Origin of the sequence: Listeria farberi (assembly GCF_014229295.1) — a bacterium.
Classification (GTDB): domain Bacteria; phylum Bacillota; class Bacilli; order Lactobacillales; family Listeriaceae; genus Listeria; species Listeria farberi.
Genome location: NZ_JAARZL010000001.1, coordinates 383,818 through 404,863, shown reverse-complemented (window position 1 = coordinate 404,863; position 21,046 = coordinate 383,818). Strand labels below are relative to the sequence as shown.

The following is a 21,046-nucleotide window of genomic DNA, read 5'->3' as shown; positions in this document are numbered from 1 at the left end:
ACCAGTTTAAAACTGGTTTCACTTTTTATTAATAATTTTTTCCCATAAAGAAAAATGTTGCGATTGCGCCTATACCTTGAACGATGAAGAAAATCGCTACAATAAGTACGATACCAATTGCGGAAACAACTGGATTGAATAGAGCAATGAAGCCAACAATGATACCAATAATACCAATAGTTAATATCCAGCCCCAGCCTTGTACGTTGTTTTGTTTAGCTGTAAATGCGCCTATTGTACGCATAATACCAGCAAACAACACCCACATACCAAATAGCAATACAAGCGTTAAAGTTCCATCAAATTCATTAAATAATAGCAAGAAACCTAATAAGATTGATAAAATTCCGTCAGCTAGCACCCAACCAGAAACATTTTGCGACTTTCTATCTGAAAAATAAGAGATAGTGTGGAAAATACCTGAAATCAGTAGTAAGAATCCGATCATCAATGTTGAGGTTAATAATGAAATACCTGGATGGAATAAAAACCAAATCCCAAGTACAATCATTGCAATCCCTGCTAATAAAACAAGAATTCGTGTAAATGTCTTCATTTTTTTATTTCAACTCCCCTTTATTTGTTCTAATACAACCTCACTTTTAATGAAATATAATTAGTCTTAACTATAATAGCCTAAAAAAACGATTTTAAAACCTTTTTAACGTTAAATATTAACCTAAAAATAGCTTTGTCACAAAAACTCCATACAAAAGCACTATTTTGGGACTTTTAAATACTTAGTTGACAATTTGTTTCATCCAGCGTAATATATAACTTAATTTAATAGTATTTTCTTATCACGAAAGGTGGAGGGACTGGCCCTTTGAAGCCTTAGCAACCGGAATTTATTTTCACGGTGCTAATTCCAGCAGTATATTCTGAAAGATAAGTCGGAAATCCAAGTTTAGGAAACTCTATCCTCTCTGGCGGCTTATATACTGCTAGGGAGGTTTTTTGATAGAAATTACTGATAAATACATATTAAAGAGGAGTGGATTTTATGAGTAATGAGTATAAATTCGAAACAATTCAAGTACACGGCGGGCACACACCAGACGGAGATACACATTCTAGAGCCGTGCCAATCTATCAAACGACATCATATACATTTGATAGTCCGGAACATGCCGCAGCCTTATTTGGTTTACAGGAAACTGGAAATATTTATACACGAATTATGAATCCTACTACAGCTGTATTAGAAGAACGATTAACTTTACTTGAAGGTGGCATTGGTGCGGTTGCAACGGCTTCTGGCATGGCTGCTATTACTTACTCTATTTTAAATATTGCTGGTTCCGGAGATCATATCGTTGCAGCTGCAACACTTTATGGTGGAACACACACTCTTTTCTCGCATACATTTAAAACGTTTGGAATTGACGTTACTTTTGTCGACCCTAACGAACCTGAAAATTTTGAAAAAGCAATTAAAGATAATACGAAAGCTGTCTTTGTTGAAACAATTGGCAATCCTGATATAAATATTGTCGATATCGAAAAAGTAGCAGAAATTGCACATGCATCCGATATTCCACTCATCGTTGATAACACATTCGCGACCGCTTATTTAAATCGCCCGTTTGATTTCGGCGCAGATATTGTCGTTTACTCAGCAACGAAATTTATCGGCGGTCACGGGGTTGCAATTGGTGGCGCGGTCATTGATTCCGGTAAATTTAATTGGACAAATGGTAAGTTTCCAAAGCTAGTTGTACCCGACGACAGTTATAACGGCTTGTCTTATACAAATGATGTTGGCGCAGCGGCTTACATTACTAAACTACGCGTCTCACTCCTTCGTGATACTGGTGCAGCGCTTTCTCCTTTTAATGCATTTCTACTCATTTTAGGGCTAGAAACGCTATCTTTACGTCTTAAACAACATGTAAAAAATGCCAAACAAGTGGCTAATTTCTTAAATGACCACCCTAAAGTAGCTTGGGTGAATTATCCAGGTTTAACAGACAATCAATACCATGAGTTAGCCCAAAAGTATTTACCAAAAGGCCCTGGTTCCATTTTCACATTTGGTGTTAAAGGTGGTTACGCGGCTGGGAAAAAGGTTATCGAATCTGTAGAATTGTTCTCGCATCTAGCCAATGTTGGTGACGCAAAATCGCTTATTATTCATCCAGCATCCACAACTCATCAACAACTAAGTGAAGAACAACAATTAACAGCTGGTGTGAAACCTGAGTCCATTCGTCTTTCTATTGGAATCGAGAATACGGATGATATTATTCAAGACTTAACGAAAGCGCTAGAGCAAATTTAGGAGGAAGTGAAGAGAATTGACCTTACAACAAAAAGAACTATTTCAAAAAAGTCCTCTTCTACTTGAAAACGGAGAAACGTTAAGCCCTGTTTTAGTTGGCTACGAAACATACGGGACCCTTTCTGAATCACGCGATAATTGTATTTTGTTAGAACATGCGCTCACTGGGACAGCTCACGCGGCGAAGCATTTTGAAGATGATGCTCCTGGTTGGTGGGATGATTATATTGGACCAGGGAAAACAATTGATACAGACAAATATTTTCTGGTATGTACGAATGTATTTGGTGGCTGTAGTGGAACGACTGGCCCCTCCTCTATTAATCCAAAAACAGGTGAGCCATTCCGGTTACAATTTCCCGGGTTTTCTATTAAAGACATTATTAAAGTGCAGCGTGAACTTTTGGAACAACTTGGAGTTACGCGGGTTATTTCGGTGATTGGTGGATCAATGGGTGGAATGCAAGCCACAGAATGGGCGATTGATTATGCGGATATAACAGATAGCATTATTAACATCGCTTCCCCACTCGCTGCCGGACCTGATGCGATTGGCTATAACTTAATTATGCGGATGGCGATTCTGAATGATCCCGATTTTAATGGCGGCAACTATATTGGTCAACCTGAGGGCGGACTTGCGACTGCGAGAATGGTTGGAATGATGACTTACCGGACGAGCGAACTTTTCTCTAAACAGTTTGAACGTTTCACTGTCGCCGAGTCTTCTCCTGCTGCTTTCTCAAAAGAGCACTTTCAAATTGAATCGTATTTACAATATCAAGGGGATACTTTTGTCGAGCGGTTTGACGCAAATAGTTATCTATATTTAACAAAAGCGATTGATTTATTTGACGTTACGGCTCCCACGAAAGATGATTTACCCGCTTTTTCAAAAATTAAAATTCCGTATTTGCTCATTGGCATTACGACCGACCAGCTTTTCCGAATTCATGATTTACGTCGTGGTTACGAGCTTTTAAAAGAATGGGATGTGCCGGTTACTTATCATGAAGTGGCCTCTGAATACGGTCATGACGCATTTCTAGTGGAAAAGGAAGTACCGAAGTTTGAGCCGCTCATTCGGTCATTTTTAAGTAATTTACCTGTTAAAAGCATATAAAAAAAAGAGACCTCTAAAAATTTCAGAGGTCTCCTTTTTATTAGTCTTTGTAAATAGATTTCGTTCGGTTAAGCCACGCATAGCCTAGTCCGATAACAAGGCCACCACCTACAAAATTCCCAAGTAAAGCAAGGACCAAATTGACGGTCACATTGCCCGCTGTCATTGCAGCAAGTGTTCCACCAGAAGCGAAAAATGCTAATGAGAATGATGAGAAGTTGGCGATAACGTGCTCGAATCCTAAGAATGCAAAGATGAAAATAATGAAAATCATCGCAATGACTTTACCAGCATCATCTTTCATTCGGAGCGTACAAAGCACAGCCGTATTTACAACAATATTGGCGAAAATACCTTCTACAAAAATTTGTAGTGGCGCTTTTTCAAGTTTACCGCTAACGGCAGTAAATAAGAAATGATCCGCAGGCAAATTATGGAAGACAGATGTCAGAGAAACTAAATACCCTGCAAGAATTCCACCCAATAAATTACAAACAATACATAAAATCAAAATTTGTAACGCTTTTCCTGGTTTAACAATTTTTTGATAAACACCAGTTGTCATATACATCATGTTAGAAGTACCAAGCTCGGCATTCATATAAATAATCATCACGAGTGACCAACTAAACATAAACGCATACGTGATTTTACCAAGTCCTGGAGCAAAATGATCAACTTTATCACCAATCATTACAGCGACCGCAGTCCCTAGTGTCAAGAATAAACATGCTAACATCGCGCGCACGATATAACGAAGAATACTATTATTTACTAAATCAATTTTTTTGCGCGTACTATAATCAATTTTCTGCATTAATGGACTACTTTCCACATCCAAATTATTTCATCTCCAAACAAAAAATTTTCTTGTGAAATTCACAACTTGTTTATTGTAGCATGTTTTTAATTTGATGCAAATAGTTTTCAGAAAATAAAAATGAGTTAAGCGTTATCATCTTGAATTTTTTTTCATCTGGAAGTTTTATGTTGTTAATTTCCCCGTTTTATCATTATTAAAACCAAAAAAAGAGAACAGATTTCTCTGTCCTCGTTTAGCTGATTTATTTTCCAAACCAATGTTTTTTAGCTGAATCTTTTGCTTTTCCTTCTGTTTCTTGAGCACTTTTGATTTCTTGAGCTACAATTGCTTCATCCATGCGTTGCACACGACCATGTAACTCATCCATTACTACATCGTTTACATTTGCTAATTCTTGCTCTGTGGCAATTAGGATAACGCCTGTCGAACCTTCTGGGATTGTTTTTAGCGTTCTTTCAAATACGGATAGAGCGTTTTTCACTTCACCAGCATCTTGCATAGAACCAACGATTGCTCCGACCATCCAACCAATTAAAATACCGAATGGACCGCCTAAAATACCAATTAACATACCAATAAGGCTATCTTTCATATTTTTATCGGCACCAGTAAAATCAAGAAAATCTTGTGCAACAAGTTTATTTCCTGGCTCATGTTTTACAACCGCCATTTGATAACCAATGATTTTGCGTTCTTGGTGCAATCTTTTCATTTCAGAGAAAGCTTGATAAGAAATACTTTCTTCATCGAAATTCATAATTAACACTGTTTTTTCTTTTTTCATCTGTTGTACCCCTCTCGCCTCATAAAGCATTGTATTTAGGCATGTTTTTTCATACCCAACTCTTATTCTACTCGCACTAGTCGGCAAATAGCAATTAATAGCACCTTCCTACTTAAATCAGTACTTTTACAGACCTTTTTTACCAATAAATGGGAAGAATTTAGAGGTTTTATTGGCATAAGCTTGAAAGTCTCCGCGGTCTCGATATTTTTTTTCAAGTAGTGGGACACCGGAAACAAATAGTAATAATAAGGTGATAACAATCGGACTCGTAATCAGCCAAAGATCTGTTATTTGTGTTAACGCGACTAAAAATACACCCCACCAACTAAGAGCTTCACCGAAATAATTAGGATGCCTTGTAACAGACCAAAAACCTGTCGTTAGTAGTTTTCCTTTATTAGCTGGGTTCTTTTTAAAGTTTTCTAACTGAAGGTCACCACCAACTTCAAACACAAAACCAATAACCCATATTACGATTCCTGCAATTTGCCACCAAGTAAATTCCGCTGATTCATTGGCAAAACTATGTGTGATTGGTAAAGCGATAATAAATAAGAGAATACCTTGCAAAACGAAAACATTTAAAAATGCTTTTAAATTAACCAATGTCGTTCCCCAGCGTTTGCGCATATTAACGTAGCGATAATCTTCTGGCTTATTCCAATTTCTACGCGCTAAATGCCAAAATAAACGTACGCCCCATAAAGTAACTAAAATAAGAATCGTCAAACTTTGCATCGTTACACTAAAAGTAGTTAAAAACCCGGTCCAAGCAACAACAACAAATCCCCCACCCCAAGCAATATCTACTAGTGAATATTTACCTTTTATTTTTGAAATGATAAACCAAAGTACAAAATAGACAAGTAAAGCGAGTGCTACTATCCAATACATCATATTGTTTCCTCCTTTTTAATCCCTGCGACCGCGACACTAGAAAGTCCGGCACTGATGGCAATTGCAGCTGAACTATCCACTAAATAGCTGCTTCCTCCTATTTTCGCCTCAAGTTCTTTCTGCCAAAGTTTCGCGTCACGTTCTGAAGAAACATGCGTAATAGCAAGCTCTTTCAGTCGTAATTTTGCAACTTTTCTAATGATTTTTTTCATACTTTGTTTTTGACTAAATGACACACCTATTAATTTCCCTTCACCGTTCCTGTCCAGACTAACAATTGGATATAATGAAAGTTTCTGTGCCAACCTGCCTAAAATTCGCGGTATCCGACCAGATTCCACCATTGGCGATAAATCTGCCACTGCAACGTAAATAAATATCTGAGTAGTTAACTGTTCGATTTTATAAGTAACTTCATCAAAAGACTTTCCAGTTTCCACTAATCCCACTGCCTGCTTTACTAGAAGCCCTTGAGCAACGGAATTCAATTTGGAATCAATAACGCGAATCCATTCTGACGACAAATCGCGCGCTTTAATTCGTTGCTTGATTAGTTGATACGTCCCGCTTAATTTAGCTGAAACTGCAATAACCAGTACATGTTGATACTTATTTTCTAAGAACGATAATAATGCGTCAACTGTTCGAATGGTAGGTTGCGCTGTGCTCATTTTATATTGCTGTGTTAGTTTTTGTTGTATCAAAGTTGGTCCAACTGTTAATTTATCGAGGAAATTTTCCTCCCCAGCTAAAATATTCATCGGCAAAACGTGCACTTGATGTTCTAATAAGAAATCTTTAGGTAAGTCAGCAATCGAATCAGTTACAATCGCAATTTTTGCTCGTGGATTTCTCGTTACATCATATTGAAGCCGCATATCGTCTACTTTTTGATAGGTCATTTTTCCGAATTCTGATAGTAAACTTACTATTTCTTGTGGTTCATTTGTATGAATGTGTATTTTTGTTTGTTTTTCATTCCCTGCAATTACCAAGGAATCTCCTTTTGGCGCAAGGACTTCTCGTAATGTTTGATGGGAGATAGTCGCTTCTTTAATAATAAATTCAGAACAATATCGATAAATTGGTTCACTTGTCTCAAAATGGCTGTGTTCTTTCGATATTTCTTGCTCCACATAATTATTTGGCGTAGAAACTGTTTCCCCACAATAAGCATTGGTCAGCCCGGCAATGAAGTAATAAAAACCTTTCGCCCCCGAATCGACTAACCGGTTCTTTCGTAAAATAGCCATTTGAAATTCGGTATTAATTAATGCTTGTTCCGCAACTTTTTGCGCATTTAACAGCGATTGTTGAAAAGAACGTTCTTGTTCATATGTCCCAGCAAGCGCCTCAGACCAAGCCTTCATTACCGATAAAATAGTACCTTCTTTTGGATCTAACAGGGCATCGTAAGCTTTATAAACCGCTTTTTGAAATGCTAGAACTAATCCGTCAAAAGTAGATTCGAAATGATGATAACTTTCCGCAACGGCATTTAAATATTGCGCAAAAATCATCCCAGAATTTCCACGGGCTCCTATTAGTGCCGCGCTGGCCACTTCTTCAAGTAGTTCTTTCGTGGAGTATTCTCGTGGGGAAACATGATCAATAATCGCTTGCATTAATGAAGCTAAGTTACTTCCTGTATCACCATCTGCTACGGGAAAAATATTAATTCGATTTAGCTCATCTTTTTTACTAATTACTTCAGCTGCCCCGTTCAACATGCTTTGTAATAGACGTTTGCTTTCAGACTCCATCATTAGGAACCTACTCCCGAGAAGAAATGTAGATTAATGAAGTAAACAATTACGGAAGTCACAGTCGTCACAGCTGTTCCCCAAATAAGATCAATAATTGTCATCGTAATTGGCCAATCTTTTAATGTTGCTAGGTTCGTCAAATCGTACGTAGCATAACAAACTAAACCAAATAATGCTCCGGCTAAAATCGTGTAACCTAAGCTACCTTTCTCCGTTCCAGGCATTAATACGAAAAAAGTAACCCCAACAACATAAATAAAATAAAAAATTACTGCTGGAGCAAGCCTTACATCCCCCATTAACTCCCCAATAAACTGCTGATACATTTTCTTAGAAACTACGAGTAACCAAAAAAGATCGAAAACTAAGAAAACTACAGCACTTGTTACAAATAGCTTTAAAAATTGCGCCATTTCGACTCCCCCTTATCACTTGATAAGTGAATTTTAACATACCTAGGTTCTTACTCCTAAAAGATTGCTCAAGACCCACTCTTCTTACTTTCAGCCATAAAAAAATCAATCATTTAACGCAATGATTGATTCATTATCTATATATTTCCCCTAGAATGCTCCTTGCTAAACTCGTATCGCGCAATCGCTAATTTTCGTCGCTCTTTATGGTCAATAATCGGGAACGGATAATCTTTTCCTAAAATCAAACCATGCTCTTTTTGCTCTGTTTCAGACATTTTTTCTGGCTGATGAATAAATTTAGCAGGCAAATCCCGTAATTCCTTTACATATTTCCGGATAAATGTACCATCTGGATCAAATTTTTCCGATTGAGTTGTTGGATTAAAAATTCTAAAGTACGGCACTGCATCTGTTCCAGTCGAAGCCGCCCACTGCCAACCACCAATATTGCTCGCTGGGTCGTAATCAATTAGCATCTGTTGAAAATACTTTTCGCCAAAGCGCCAATCAATCAGTAAATCCTTCGTTAAAAAGGAAGCCGTAATCATTCTTAGGCGATTATGCATCCAGCCGGTTTCTTTTAATTGGCGCATCGCAGCATCGACAAGCGGAAAACCGGTTTGCCCGTCTTGCCACTTCTTAAAAAATTCGCGATTATTTTCCCATTCAATAAAACGATAATTTTCTTGAATAGGCTCATTTTTTTGCTTTGGGAAAGAAACATAAATCATATTATAAAAGTCCCGCCAGCACAGTTCTTTTTCGAATGTTGCTCGTCCTTCTGTAGCTTCTTCTTTTTGAAGCGCCTGCCAAACTGTACGAATCGAAATCTCTCCCGTTCGTAAATAGCGTGATAAATGACTCGTTTTATCAAGTGCTGGGACGTCTCTTGCTTTATCATAGTTTGCTAAGTCTTCTTTTACAAAGTTTGCAAGTCTCGTATTTGCTGCTTTTTCACCGGAATCAAAGGCTGGTAAATCTTGAATCAATTCTCTAAACTGTTCCTCATATTTTGGAAATAGGCTTTCTTTCCTAATATTTTCTGGTTTTAAAGCGACTTTTAAAGGTATTTCTTTTATTTCTTCGCGCCATTTTTTGTAGTAAGGAGTGAAAATTTTGTAGTATTCTGTAGCGGATTTTTTCACTTCTTCGGCTGAATGAAGGTAACTATCGTGATAGCTGTGAACTGTGATTTCCTTATCAGCAAAGAATGCTTGAGCTGCCTCATCTCGACTTGCTCCGTAGCCTGTTTCATCGCGGTTGAAGAAAACTTTATCCCAAGTTGGTATTTTTTCTTTTAATTGTTTTAAGAGCTCGATTGGATCGCCAAACATGATTTGCAAATGGGTGTTTTTATTTAGTTCTTGTTTAAAATGGGCTACACTCGCGAAAAATGCTTGGTGACTAGGGCTCCCTTTGATAAATTGCTCTGGATTTACTTGAAATAACAAAATTAAATCTTCTTCTTTACAGGCATGATAAAGAGCTTTATTATCATTTACTCGAAGATCTCTACGAAACCACATTACTGAAGTCATTTGCTCCCACCTTTCGCACATTACTTATCGTTATTATACGAGAAATGACTAGATATAGAAAAACAAAGGGCTTATAACGCAAAAAACCTATTAACTTTAATTAATAGGTTTTCTACGGAGCATCCGTCAATGTCCATTCAATCGTTGTTTCGTAGTCCTCATCCGTATAAGCGTGAGCCGCGTCTGCTTCTACAAGGATGCCTTGATTTTCTGCCCACGTAATGGGAACAATCATGTCATTGGTCGCATTGGACTGGTAAATAGTCATTGGTTCATCCGAAAGCGGTTTTTTCTCGCCATTGTTATCAATGAAAATAAGCCCATTAGGTAATGTGTGTGCTGGATTCGTTGTTGAAGTTAGCGGTGATTTCACTGATGCTGTCACGCTGAACTTGCTACCTGCTCCTCGTGAGTCAAGTACAGATAAATCAAAATCCGTATTTCGTTTCGCGATACTTTTTTGATTATTAAGTTCGATCGATTCAAAAGACATTGTTGCTGGCACATGGTTGAATTTCAGCTCACCAGTTACTTGAATGGTAATTTCTTTTGTCAAAGTTCCAATTTGGATGGTGGCTGTGTATGTTCCGGTTTCTTTTTTTAGATTTGTGCTTGTTACTTTCACATCAGGCGTTAAATCTTTACCAGTTAAGATATTGAACGCTTGTGCTTCCGATTTATCTAGAATGAATTGTTTCATTTCTTCATCATTAAGATTAATGAAGTCTTTTACATTGGCGGAAAAATCTTTTGCTCGTAATGCTTGCTCATCTTGTATTTCTGTCAAATCATCTTTAATAAAAACTGGTACATGAATATCAGCGTAATTATTCGCCTTGTCTTCTAACCTAACAATTGCTTCTGTAGGTCCAAATACATTCGTATCTGGTTCATTTAGTATGGTAATAGTAACACCTTCACCTGTCGTACCATCTGAGTGATCTGTAATGTTCGTAACTAATTTATATGCATCCGGGAGCGAATCCCCTATGTTTAATACTTGCGGAACAGCATCTCCATTTGGTGGAGTGACGTCTTTTACAATAGAAGTAAAATCTATCCTTTTTAAGTCATGTCTGATTCTTACACTTAACTTAGTATACGGTTTTATATAATTAGTTGGGATAGTCATTTGATAATTGCCCATCGAATCTGCTTGCCCATCCATCCATTTTATACTACCACTTTCTGTGTAAGAAATCATTATTACTGCGTTTGGTGTTGCTGTTCCTGTAATTTTATTATCTTCATCTGTTACTTGATTGATTGTACCTTCTATTTGTCCCATTGCTATTGCTCTCGCTGCAAACATATTAAAATTAGTTGGAGTTAAGTCAGCATTCGTAGAAATTATTTGTGTTGCTCCACCATTCGTGTAACTTAAATTCCCAACAACATTTTCGGCGTTTGGTAAACTAAAACTATAATTTGGTAAATCAGGTCTACCAATTCCTCCAGCAGTGTTCCAATAGTTTATAACCTGTGCTTCAAAATTAAATTTATTTGCATAAGGCCAGTAAAATAATGAACCATTTATATTGGAAGTAATGGCAAAACTTAAAGGATTATTAACATTTATTTCAGCATTTGCGTTATCAAATCTAATCATATAACCATTACCAGATATTCCCTCCAAAATAAAGCGCGCATTTGGACTGATGGTAATATTACCAGCTACCCAAAGAAGCGGACCGGTACCAGCAGTTTTTTTTATATTGACATCGGCGCCCTCAGCAATTTTAACTGCCCCACCTGGCGTATCTCGAAAAATATTATTGTTTGAGGTAATATTTAATTTCGCATTCTTTTTTACATCAATATCAATTGGTTTTGCGCCTGAGCGATAAAACATCCCTGTCCCGTTAGAAAGCACGGTTACATCTGCATTTTCTTCAACTGTAAAAGCATTGACATCAGCTGTTCCGCCACCAAACCAGAACGCACTATTCGCATTTCCGCTTGCATGATTAATATTTAGTTTTCCAGAAACGTTTACTCCTTTAATTTCCGCAACTTCATTTACTGCTGCTGATCCGCTTACAACGGAGGCAATCGTTATATCATTTGTCCCTTTGAAATTTGCTATTCCATTTAAATTATAAATCATTTGCGGACCTTGATAATGAACATTTTCATAGTTTTGAACGACGTCTTTTGCAGCCCCATAAACCGAAATAGTTCCATAGTAGTTTTTCCCAATAACATTGATATCTTTTAATGTGGTTTCTTTTGTACCTGTATTTGTGTTAACTGTGATGACACTGCTCTGCGCTCCTGCTGATGCCATTGTTTCGGTTAATGTGTGAATTTCACCAGTTGCTGGATTTTTTCCTGATAAAGTAAAAGTTTGTTTCGAAGCTGGAATAACAATGCCACCAGATAATTCAACATCTGCTCCTAAATAAACAGTATCAATCCCGTTGTTTTCTGAAATAGCTGCTTTCAGTTCCGCGAAATTAGTTACTACCGCTTCATTTGCCGCTAAATTATCACTACCAGTTTCAGCATCTACTACTAGGTTAAAACTTAGAAAAAGAGCCGCTATGGTCAATACAATCATTAATTTTTTGAAAGCCAATGTGCCAGCTCCTTTCTTTATTTTTCTTGGTTATTTCTTCGTTTTCTAATTACTAGAATAATAATTAATACTATAAGTAAAACACCTGCAGCAATCGCAACATACAACCATTGGCTCGTTTGTTTCAAATTCACTGCTTCTTTATTTAAGCCTTGATCTTTTTTACCAATCGTAAATGTTTCATCCCAATTCCAAGTTTCTACGCCATTCGTAGCAGTCATTTTCAATCTGTATTTACCTTCTTTTAATGGTTTATTCTCCCAATCAATTCCAAAGCCAAAACTGGAATTCGGTGCCATCGTCATATCTGCCTTTTTAGTTTGGTACAGCATTTTATCCGAACCATCTTGATAAACTTTTGCATCAATACTTAGATTTTTGATAATAACTGGTTGGTCGTTTTGTAATTTGGCAACTATCGCTGTGTGATAATTGATAAGAGTTGGTTTAATACTTAATAAATTCATATGTGGTTTGACTTGTTTGTCGGTTTCAGATAACTGCATACCAACAATATAGGAATATTCATTTTTTAGTGAGACACCTTTTGTTTTTTTGGTCTCCGTTTGATTTTTCTTTTTGAATTGTACTGCGCCCAAAACAATTCCATCGATTGATTCGTCTGGCATTTCGATTGTAACTTGAACGGTTTTTTTGCCGTTTACAGGTATCGTTAGAAGTTTTTGGTCGTCTGGTATTGTAGCTAATGCGGGTAATGGGTACTTTAGGCTTTTATCTTTTTTAGAAAGGTCGTTTTTCGTGTAATCAATCACACCAGTTCGATTGGTAGTTGCGTAATTGACGGATGCTTCTACTTGAATTTCTTCATTCGAGCTATTCATTACATCTATTTCTACTGTTTGCTTTTGTTTTGGTTTCATCTTCAAGTCAAAGTAGGTTTGTCTTTTATCTATTTGATTGTCCGGAATATTAGCTTGAACGGAATAGCCGACATCCCCTTCTGCTGCTTTTGCTTCTGTAAAATTGCCGAATGTCATTAATAATGGAACGAGGAATAATATGCTAAGAAACCTTTTTTTCAATTAAACCTTCCTTTCATCGCCTTTAATAAAAAATTTTGCGTCTAGAAATAAAATTCTAAACGCAAATTTTTTAAACACCAGGTGCGTCAGATAATGTCCATGTAATTGTTGCTTCATGGTCTCCAAGTGTTGCACTTCCTGCTGGTATCGTTAACTTAACATTGTCATTTAAGCTAGCTACATCATTTGGTGTCGCGCCAAACCAACGATTAATCCATGTTCCCATACCTTCTGATTCTTTTGCCGAAACAACATTTACAATTGAAGTTCCGTCAGCAGGTAATTCCACTGTTTGAACAGCGGTTGGAGTTGTTGCTGTTGTACTGGAAGAAACAGTTTCCCCATTTTTAAATGACAGTTTAGCTCCTGATAGTGAAGCAGCTCCTTCCTCATCTTTAAAAGCAGTAGCTGTTGCCGTAACTGTCCAACCAGCGCCTGTTCCCCGGCGGTCAGATACTTGAATAAACGGCTTTCTAGAAGTGGAAGAATAGCTTTGTTCTGTGGATGAAACTTCATGCTCTCCGAAATTTACAGAAGATACGTAATCCATTGTTAGTGAACCAGTATTTCCAGTTCCAGGGTCAGTCGGATTACTTGGATCTAGTGGATCTATTGGTTTTGTTGGATCTTCTGGATCTACCGGATTAACTATCCCAGTCCCCGCTTTAAATTTAATTGATGCTTTTGAATCCCCTTCTGAAGATACTGCAAAAGCAGACGGTGCAAAAAGTGTGACTGAAGTTATGCCAATTAATCCTACAATTAATGTTTTTTTGAAAATCATTTTGTTTCTCCTTTCGTCATACGTTATCTTTATAATATGATGAAAAGAGCTCCAAAAATATGTACAACTTATGAAAAATGATAAATTTTATCACATTATTTTTTATAAACGTTAAAAAAATTACACAGAAATCGCTCTATTAACGGACTCACCTTGTAAAGAAAAAAATTATGTCTTTTTTGTGAACTTTTTTACTCATTTTTTATTCATCAAAAAAGAGCCCTATTAAGCTAGAAAATACCTTTCTAACCAATAGAACTCTTGTTAGTTTTATTCTTTTTCTTCAGGAGGCGTTACAACGTATTCACTCTCAGGTTGTTCTCCGTAAAGCCCTGAAATTCGTTTGAACCAGATAAATACATGTGTTACAACTACTTTAAGTACAGCATAACCTGGTACTGCAAAAATAACTCCGAGCACTCCAAACAGATTTCCTGCTACCAAAATAACGAATAAAATTGTAATTGGATGTACTTTTAATGTTTTACCCATTACTTGAGGCGAAATAAATTTACCTTCTAATAATTGAACAACACACCATACAATAATTAATTTAATTAATAGCCAAGGAGAAGTTACGATTGCGATAATAATAGCTGGTGTAATAGCGATTGCTGGTCCTAAGTATGGAACAATGCTAGTACATGCAGCAATAATTGCAAGCGTTAATGCGTACGGTAAACCGATAATTAAATAACCAATAAATAGCAGAATACCTATACACAAACTAACAATAATTTGGCCACGAATATAAGAACTAATTTGGTGGTTTGCTTCACCAAGTACTTGACGTGTATGCGCACGACCATTTACAGGTAGCATTTTTAATAGGAAGTCTGGCAACTTTTTCCCATCTTTTAATAAGTAAAATAATACAAGCGGTGTAGTCACAATAGCTAGTACCACTTCAGTTACAGTTCCAACAATACTTCCTATACTAGTAATTGCGCTATTAATAACGGAAGTCCCTTTCGTCGAAAGAGTTTTCATAATATCACTCATATTAGTGCTTAATTTATCTTTTATTTGATCAAATAAGCTTGAACGGCTAAATTCATTAAATTTTTGAGTGATTTGGTCCCAATAACCTGGGAATGATTTAAATAAGCTAACAATTTGGTCTTTCACTGCTGGAATAACAAAACTAAATAATAGAATGATTAAACCGATAATTACTAAGTATAACAAGGCAATTGCCCAGCCTCGTTTCCACTTTTTTTTCTCCAACCAGTCAATTATTGGGTTAAATAAGTAATAGGAAATTCCTGCTAAAATAATTGGTGCAGCAACGGTTTTAAGTATTACCATTAGTGGATCAAAAATAAAGGCAATCTTCGTTAATACATAAATATCAAGCGCTACTAGCAAGAAAATTAATAATCCTAGTACAAACTTATTCTCAATAAAAAACTGTTTGAATTTTGTTAATGTCCCCTTCACTTTTCCACCTTCTTTTGTCTAAATTTATTTTTGTTTGTTACTATTATATAGGTTAATACCCTCGTTCTCACTAAATTACCCATAAATTTGAAAAAAATCAGGCGTAAGTTGTAATTTATCCTTGAATCAATCCATCTGGATCTAATTCAAGTAAAGCATGCGCAAAATAAAAATGATAGTCAGCTTGGAATTTCTCAAATAATTGCGCGCCTTCTTTTTGATACATAACGAGCGGATCTTGTTGTCCATATGCGCGTAAATGAATGCCTTCCCGCAATTGAACCATAGCGTCGAGATGCATTACCCACATTTGGTCCATTAAGTTTAAATACACTTCTTTTTCAATTGCAGTAATTGTTTCAACTGGAAATTTATTACGTTCTTTTTTGTGCCAAGAGACAATTTCTTCCACTACTTCTCTTGGATCCATCAATGTCACTTGATCGAAAGAGATGGGAAATTTAGTGCCACCAAGTAATTCTTTTTGGCGACTATAGTATTTCTCCAGCTCTTCTTCCTCGAGTTCAAGTGGATGAATAAATGAATATTCCGCAACTTCCCGAAGAATTTTTTCCGAAGAGATACCAAGCTTATTTCGTTCTAAAAGTTGGTCGCGCTCTTTATAAACCATTTTCCGCTGTAAATCGATAACTTCATCATAAGAAAGCAAATCTTTCCGAATATCGTAATTTGCACCTTCTAAACGTTTCTGAGCATCTACAATGACAGAGTGAATTTTGCGCGAGTTAACAGGCTTTCCATCACGAGGTGCTTTACGTTTAAGTTTTGTGGACAGTTTTTCCCAACTTTTACTTTCAAATTGCTCTAATAAATCATCTTCTAATGAAATCATAAATTTACTAAAACCAGGGTCACCACGTCGGCCAGAACGGCCCATTAACTGTAAATCAATTCGACGACTCTCATGACGTTCAGTCCCGATTACTGCTAATCCACCAAGTTTATGAACATCCGCATCTAACTTTATATCCGTTCCTCGGCCTGCCATATTCGTTGCTAAAGTTACCATACCGCGCTTCCCAGCTTTTGCAATAATTTCCGCTTCTTGGGCGTGGTTTTTAGCATTTAAAACTTGGTGAGGAATTCCAGCGGCATCAAGTAAACCGCTAATCCATTCGTTACTTTTAATAGAAGAAGTTCCAATTAAAGTTGGCTGACCTTTTTCATAACGCCAAGAGACCTCGTAAACAATCGCTCGCCCTTTTTCCTTTTTCGTATAAAATATATCGTCCGGCATATCTTCACGATTCACGCGTAAATTCGTTGGTATTACGACTACATCCATATTGTAAATCTGCCGAAATTCTTCTTCTTCGGTTTTCGCTGTACCTGTCATACCAGAGAGTCTCTTATACATTCGGAAATAGTTTTGAATTGTAATTGTCGCAAGCGTGCGCGATTCTTCTTTTACTTCCACACCTTCTTTTGCTTCAATAGCTTGGTGAAGGCCATCATTAAAGCGGCGTCCTGGAAGCGCACGACCAGTATGCGGGTCGATAATTAAAACTTCCCCATCTAGAACGACATAGTCTTTATCTTTATGCATCAAAAAATGAGCGCGCATTAGAAGCATTGTAATACGGAGTTCCACTTGTGCTTCCGCGGAATAAAGTGATTCAACACCCCAAAATTTTTGTGCTTTTTCAATTCCTGCATCATTTAACCAGACAAAACGTTTATGTTCTTCTATTTCATAATCATCTTTCATCATTGTTTGCACAAGATTATTCGCAGTTTGATAAAGCGATAAATCTTCTTCTTTACGATCAGAAATAAGTAAAGGAGTTCGTGCTTCATCTATTAAAATGGAATCTGCCTCATCTATCAAAACAAAATCGAGTCCACTTTGTACCTTATCTTCTTTTTGACGAACCATGTTATCACGTAAATAATCAAAACCAAATTCAGAAGCTGTTCCATAAATGACATCTGCTGTATAAATCGCTTTTTTCTGATCTTTATCTAAACCAGATTCGTTTAAAGCAACCGAAATACCGAGATATTCTAACACTTGCCCGATTTCTTCCCGATCCCGTCTTGCTAAATACTCATTCGCAGTAACAAGGTGGACACGGTTGCCACGCATCACTTCAATAAACATCACAAATAATGACATCAATGTCTTACCTTCACCGGTTTTCATCTCTGCCACTTTACCATCACCAAGAACAAGCGCACCAATTAATTGAACGACAACGGCATCCAAGCCAATAATTCTACTTGCCGCTTCTCTTGCTAATGCAAAAATATTAATCTTATCTCGTTCTGTCATTGGTTTTGTTTTAAATTTTTCGCGCCAAAAATTCGTTTGTTCGCGAAGTTCATCTTGGTCCATATTTTTATATAAGCCCTCTTTTCTAACGATTTGACGGGCTATTTCTCTGTACTGTTTCACAATTTTGCGATCATCATAATTCTGTCTCATTATATAACATCCTCCATACCTTCTATTATAGAATACCACAAAGTCATCTGGCAATTTATTTCAGGTTTAGTAAAAACGAAAAATTGATGAGAATTATATTACAAATGTATTAAATTTTTCTATTAACGAACAACAATAGGTTTCTCATAGCGAAAGTTATTGCTTTTTGTTCATATCTTACTTACACCTTAAAGGACTCCCCAGCAGTACATCTCAAGCCCTAAGAATGCACGTTCGCTTTTCCTTTATTACAAATTCATTACAAATAGTTGGTATAGTCCGCTATCTCTTTTTAAAACAGTTTTTATTCATTTGTTTTTTGCGTAAAAACTGGGTAAACTAAGTATTAATCACTATAAAATTAATTCTCAATTACTAATTGCGTACTGAGATTTTCTGAAAAAAAGAGAGGAGTTTTATGAATATGAAAAAAGCAACTATCGCGGCTACAGCTGGGATTGCGGTTACAGCATTTGCTGCACCAACTATCGCATCCGCAAGCACAGTAGTAGTTGAAGCTGGAGATACACTTTGGGGTATCGCTCAAAGCAAAGGGACTACTGTTGACGCCATTAAAAAAGCAAACAATTTAACCACTGATAAAATCGTACCAGGTCAAAAACTACAAGTAAACGAGGTTGCTACTGAAGAAAAAGCAGAGAAATCTGTTAGCGCAACTTGGCTTAACGTACGTTCTGGCGCTGGAGTTGACCACAGCATTCTTACTTCCATTAAAGGTGGAACTAAAGTAACTGTTGAAACAACAGAATCAAACGGTTGGCACAAAATTACTTACAATGATGGAAAAACTGGTTACGTTAACGGTAAATACTTAACTGACAAAGCAACTAGCACACCAGCTGTTGCTACTCAAGAAGTGAAAAAAGAAGTAACACAACAGGCTAAACCTGCTACAGAAGCAAAAGCAGAAGTAAAACAACCAACTACGCAACAAACTGCTCCTGCACCAAAAGCAGCAGAAACTAAAGAAGCTCCAGTAGTAGATCAAAACGCTACTACACATAATGTTAAAAGCGGCGACACAATTTGGGCATTATCCGTGAAATACGGTGTTTCTGTTCAAGATATTATGTCATGGAATAATTTATCTTCTTCTTCTATTTATGTAGGTCAAAAATTAGCTATTAAACAACCAACTAAAACAGTAGCTCCAAAAGCAGAAACAAAAACTCAAGCTCCTGCAGCTGAAAAACAAACAGCTCCAGTAGTAAAAGAAAATTCAAATACGAATACTGCTACTACGGAGAAAAAAGAAACTGCAACGGAACAACAAACAACTACTAAAGCACCAACTCAAGCTGCGAAACCAGCTCCTGCTCCGTCTACTAACACAAATAAAACAACTACAACAAACAACAACACAAATGCAAGTACACCATCAAAAAATACAAATACAAACACGAATACGAATACGAATACGAATACAAACCAAGGTTCCACTAACAATGCGAGTGCAAGTGCTTTAATCGCTGAAGCTCAAAAACATCTTGGAAAAGCATACTCTTGGGGTGGTAACGGACCAACTACATTTGATTGCTCCGGTTTCACTAAATACGTATTCGCAAAATCTGGAATTTCTCTTCCACGTACGTCTGGCGCACAATACGCTAGCACTACAAGAATTTCCGAATCACAAGCAAAACCTGGTGATTTAGTATTCTTTGACTATGGTAGCGGAATTTCTCACGTTGGTATTTACGTTGGTAATGGTCAAATGATTAATGCACAAGACAATGGCGTTAAATATGATAATATCCACGGTTCTGGCTGGGGTAAATATCTTGTTGGCTTTGGTCGCGTATAATTAATTAATAACTTAAAGTAACCTGTGGAGCAGGAAGTTCGCTTCACAGGTTTTTTGTTGGAATTTTATCTTAATGAAAGACGGTGCATGATGAAAAACTCGATAAAACTAAAATTATTTCCTAAATTTACTAAAGGCTATAAAGAAGGCTATCCTTTAATTCTAAAAGAACGTTTCGAAAAATGGCCAAAAGATTTACAAGAAGGCGACCTAGTAGAATTAATAGATACCAATGGTCAATTTATAGCTCGAGGGTATCACGGAAAACAAAACAAAGGCGATGGCTGGCTTTTCACCTGGGATAAAAAGCAAAAACTTGATGAGCACTTTTTAACGACTGTCATTACAACGGCTATCGAAAAGCGTCAATTTTTATTTGCAGATGATTCTACTACGGCTTTTCGGATTTTTAACGGTGAAGGCGATGGCTTTGGTGGTTTCACTGCTGACTTTTATGACGGCTATCTTGTTATTCAATGGTATAGCCTTGGTGTATATTCTTTCCAAAAAATGATTTTAGAGATTTTCTTATCTTTTCCAGAAGTCAAAGGTATTTACGAAAAAAGACGTTTTCAAGAAGATACAAAAGAGGATTTTGTCGCTGGGCAAAAAGCTAGTTTCCCGCTGATTATTAAAGAAAACGGCATTAATTATGCTACTTATTTAGATGATGGTTGGATGACTGGTATTTTCCTTGATCAGCGAGATGTACGGAGACGAATAAGCGAAGACTATGCTGTTTCCAAAAACGTACTAAATACTTTTTCTTATACAGGAGCGTTTTCCGTAGCAGCTCTATTTGGCGGGGCTAGTAAAACAACTAGTGTGGACGTTGCCGGTCGGTCGCTTAGTAAAACAAAAGAACAACTTGAAGTAAATGGGCTAGATCCAAGTTCGCAAACTATAATCGTAGAGGATGTTTTCCATTATTTCAAATACGCTTTACGAAAAAAACTAACTTTTGACTTAGTAGTGGTTGATCCACCAAGCTTTGCGCGCACAAAAAAAGTAACCTTCCGTGCTGCAAAAGATTATCCAGCTATGCTACGTGAAATTATTGATATTACAGCTCCAAATGGCACCATTATTGCTTCTACAAACTATGCGGGATTTGGGATGAAAGCATTTAAAAAACTAATTGCCGAAGCGTTTCAAACAAGTGATCGTACTTATAAAATTGTCGAAACGCATTCACTTCCAGCAGACTTCACAGTAAACAAAAACTTTCCTGAAGGGAATTATTTAAAAGTTCTTTTTCTCACTTTGGATAAATAAAAAACAGCGGCCAATTACTAGGTC

16 protein-coding genes and 1 riboswitch are annotated in these 21,046 nt (G+C 36.8%); of the genes, 4 read left to right on the top strand and 12 right to left on the bottom strand.

The features are described 5' to 3' along the window. Positions 1-28: 28 nt before the first annotated feature. Positions 29-556 carry an HdeD family acid-resistance protein gene (locus HCB38_RS01960; RefSeq protein ID WP_185318095.1) on the bottom strand — a complete coding sequence of 176 codons (528 nt, stop codon included), beginning with the start codon at positions 554-556 and terminating at the stop codon, positions 29-31. Positions 557-794: 238 nt separating this feature from the next. Next, a riboswitch (SAM riboswitch) is annotated at positions 795-895 on the top strand. Between the two features lie 108 nt (positions 896-1,003). On the opposite strand from HCB38_RS01960, the gene HCB38_RS01955 reads away from it, so the two are divergent. After that, a complete protein-coding gene (locus HCB38_RS01955; RefSeq protein WP_185618645.1) occupies positions 1,004-2,281 on the top strand; it encodes an O-acetylhomoserine aminocarboxypropyltransferase/cysteine synthase family protein in 1,278 nt (425 codons plus the stop codon). Positions 2,282-2,297: 16 nt separating this feature from the next. Continuing rightward, entirely contained in the window at positions 2,298-3,404 is a 1,107-nt protein-coding gene (gene metX, locus HCB38_RS01950) for a homoserine O-acetyltransferase MetX (RefSeq protein WP_185637398.1), read from the top strand. A gap of 40 nt (positions 3,405-3,444) precedes the next feature. Here metX and HCB38_RS01945 read toward each other — a convergent pair whose 3' ends face one another. The 11 genes from HCB38_RS01945 to secA2 all read right to left on the bottom strand — a co-directional run bounded on the left by HCB38_RS01945 (position 3,445) and on the right by secA2 (position 17,922). Then, on the bottom strand, positions 3,445-4,245 hold the full coding sequence (locus HCB38_RS01945; RefSeq protein WP_003760764.1) for a formate/nitrite transporter family protein: 801 nt from the start codon (positions 4,243-4,245) through the stop codon (positions 3,445-3,447). A gap of 223 nt (positions 4,246-4,468) precedes the next feature. Beyond that, positions 4,469-5,011: a DUF1269 domain-containing protein gene (locus HCB38_RS01940; protein ID WP_003765692.1), complete on the bottom strand. Its 543-nt coding sequence runs from the start codon at positions 5,009-5,011 to the stop codon at positions 4,469-4,471. Positions 5,012-5,137: 126 nt separating this feature from the next. Further along, positions 5,138-5,908, bottom strand: a complete 771-nt coding sequence (locus HCB38_RS01935; RefSeq protein WP_185637991.1) for a DUF1295 domain-containing protein — start codon at positions 5,906-5,908, stop codon at positions 5,138-5,140. After that, positions 5,908-7,674, bottom strand: coding sequence for a DAK2 domain-containing protein (locus HCB38_RS01930; protein WP_185637989.1), 1,767 nt, complete (start codon positions 7,672-7,674; stop codon positions 5,908-5,910). The genes HCB38_RS01935 and HCB38_RS01930 overlap by 1 nt, the downstream gene beginning before the upstream one ends. 2 nt (positions 7,675-7,676) lie before the next feature. Then, positions 7,677-8,090 (bottom strand): DUF2177 family protein, encoded by a 414-nt coding sequence (locus HCB38_RS01925; RefSeq protein WP_185318092.1) that lies wholly within the window; start codon positions 8,088-8,090, stop codon positions 7,677-7,679. Positions 8,091-8,227: 137 nt separating this feature from the next. Further along, complete coding sequence (locus HCB38_RS01920; protein ID WP_185637396.1) at positions 8,228-9,631, bottom strand: cryptochrome/photolyase family protein; 1,404 nt, start codon at positions 9,629-9,631, stop codon at positions 8,228-8,230. A 112-nt stretch (positions 9,632-9,743) separates the two neighbouring features. Continuing rightward, complete coding sequence (locus HCB38_RS01915; protein WP_185637394.1) at positions 9,744-12,209, bottom strand: hypothetical protein; 2,466 nt, start codon at positions 12,207-12,209, stop codon at positions 9,744-9,746. 17 nt (positions 12,210-12,226) lie between these two features. Further along, positions 12,227-13,252, bottom strand: a complete 1,026-nt coding sequence (locus tag HCB38_RS01910) for a WxLIP family cell surface protein (protein WP_185637392.1) — start codon at positions 13,250-13,252, stop codon at positions 12,227-12,229. 70 nt (positions 13,253-13,322) lie between these two features. After that, positions 13,323-14,036, bottom strand: a complete 714-nt coding sequence (locus HCB38_RS01905; protein WP_185318088.1) for a WxL domain-containing protein — start codon at positions 14,034-14,036, stop codon at positions 13,323-13,325. Between the two features lie 270 nt (positions 14,037-14,306). Beyond that, complete coding sequence (locus tag HCB38_RS01900) at positions 14,307-15,476, bottom strand: AI-2E family transporter (RefSeq protein ID WP_185318087.1); 1,170 nt, start codon at positions 15,474-15,476, stop codon at positions 14,307-14,309. A gap of 115 nt (positions 15,477-15,591) precedes the next feature. After that, on the bottom strand, positions 15,592-17,922 hold the full coding sequence (gene secA2 / locus HCB38_RS01895; protein WP_185637391.1) for an accessory Sec system translocase SecA2: 2,331 nt from the start codon (positions 17,920-17,922) through the stop codon (positions 15,592-15,594). 424 nt (positions 17,923-18,346) lie between these two features. Here secA2 and HCB38_RS01890 point away from each other — a divergent pair, with 424 nt between their 5' ends. Continuing rightward, positions 18,347-19,747: an invasion associated endopeptidase gene (locus HCB38_RS01890; protein ID WP_185637389.1), complete on the top strand. Its 1,401-nt coding sequence runs from the start codon at positions 18,347-18,349 to the stop codon at positions 19,745-19,747. 90 nt (positions 19,748-19,837) lie between these two features. Beyond that, on the top strand, positions 19,838-21,022 hold the full coding sequence (locus tag HCB38_RS01885; RefSeq protein WP_185637387.1) for a class I SAM-dependent rRNA methyltransferase: 1,185 nt from the start codon (positions 19,838-19,840) through the stop codon (positions 21,020-21,022). Positions 21,023-21,046 lie beyond the last annotated feature (24 nt).

Excerpts from the sequence above, each read along its gene's own strand:
- HCB38_RS01940 (WP_003765692.1), bottom strand. The coding sequence starts at position 5,011 with ATGAAAAAAGAAAAAACAGTGTTAATTATGAATTTCGATGAAGAAAGT.
- HCB38_RS01960 (WP_185318095.1), bottom strand. The coding sequence starts at position 556 with ATGAAGACATTTACACGAATTCTTGTTTTATTAGCAGGGATTGCAATG.
- HCB38_RS01920 (WP_185637396.1), bottom strand. The coding sequence starts at position 9,631 with ATGACTTCAGTAATGTGGTTTCGTAGAGATCTTCGAGTAAATGATAAT.
- HCB38_RS01925 (WP_185318092.1), bottom strand. The coding sequence starts at position 8,090 with ATGGCGCAATTTTTAAAGCTATTTGTAACAAGTGCTGTAGTTTTCTTA.
- HCB38_RS01955 (WP_185618645.1), top strand. The coding sequence starts at position 1,004 with ATGAGTAATGAGTATAAATTCGAAACAATTCAAGTACACGGCGGGCAC.
- HCB38_RS01935 (WP_185637991.1), bottom strand. The coding sequence starts at position 5,908 with ATGTATTGGATAGTAGCACTCGCTTTACTTGTCTATTTTGTACTTTGG.
- HCB38_RS01930 (WP_185637989.1), bottom strand. The coding sequence starts at position 7,674 with ATGGAGTCTGAAAGCAAACGTCTATTACAAAGCATGTTGAACGGGGCA.
- secA2 (WP_185637391.1), bottom strand. The coding sequence starts at position 17,922 with ATGAGACAGAATTATGATGATCGCAAAATTGTGAAACAGTACAGAGAA.
- HCB38_RS01905 (WP_185318088.1), bottom strand. The coding sequence starts at position 14,036 with ATGATTTTCAAAAAAACATTAATTGTAGGATTAATTGGCATAACTTCA.
- HCB38_RS01890 (WP_185637389.1), top strand. The coding sequence starts at position 18,347 with ATGAAAAAAGCAACTATCGCGGCTACAGCTGGGATTGCGGTTACAGCA.
- HCB38_RS01885 (WP_185637387.1), top strand. The coding sequence starts at position 19,838 with ATGAAAAACTCGATAAAACTAAAATTATTTCCTAAATTTACTAAAGGC.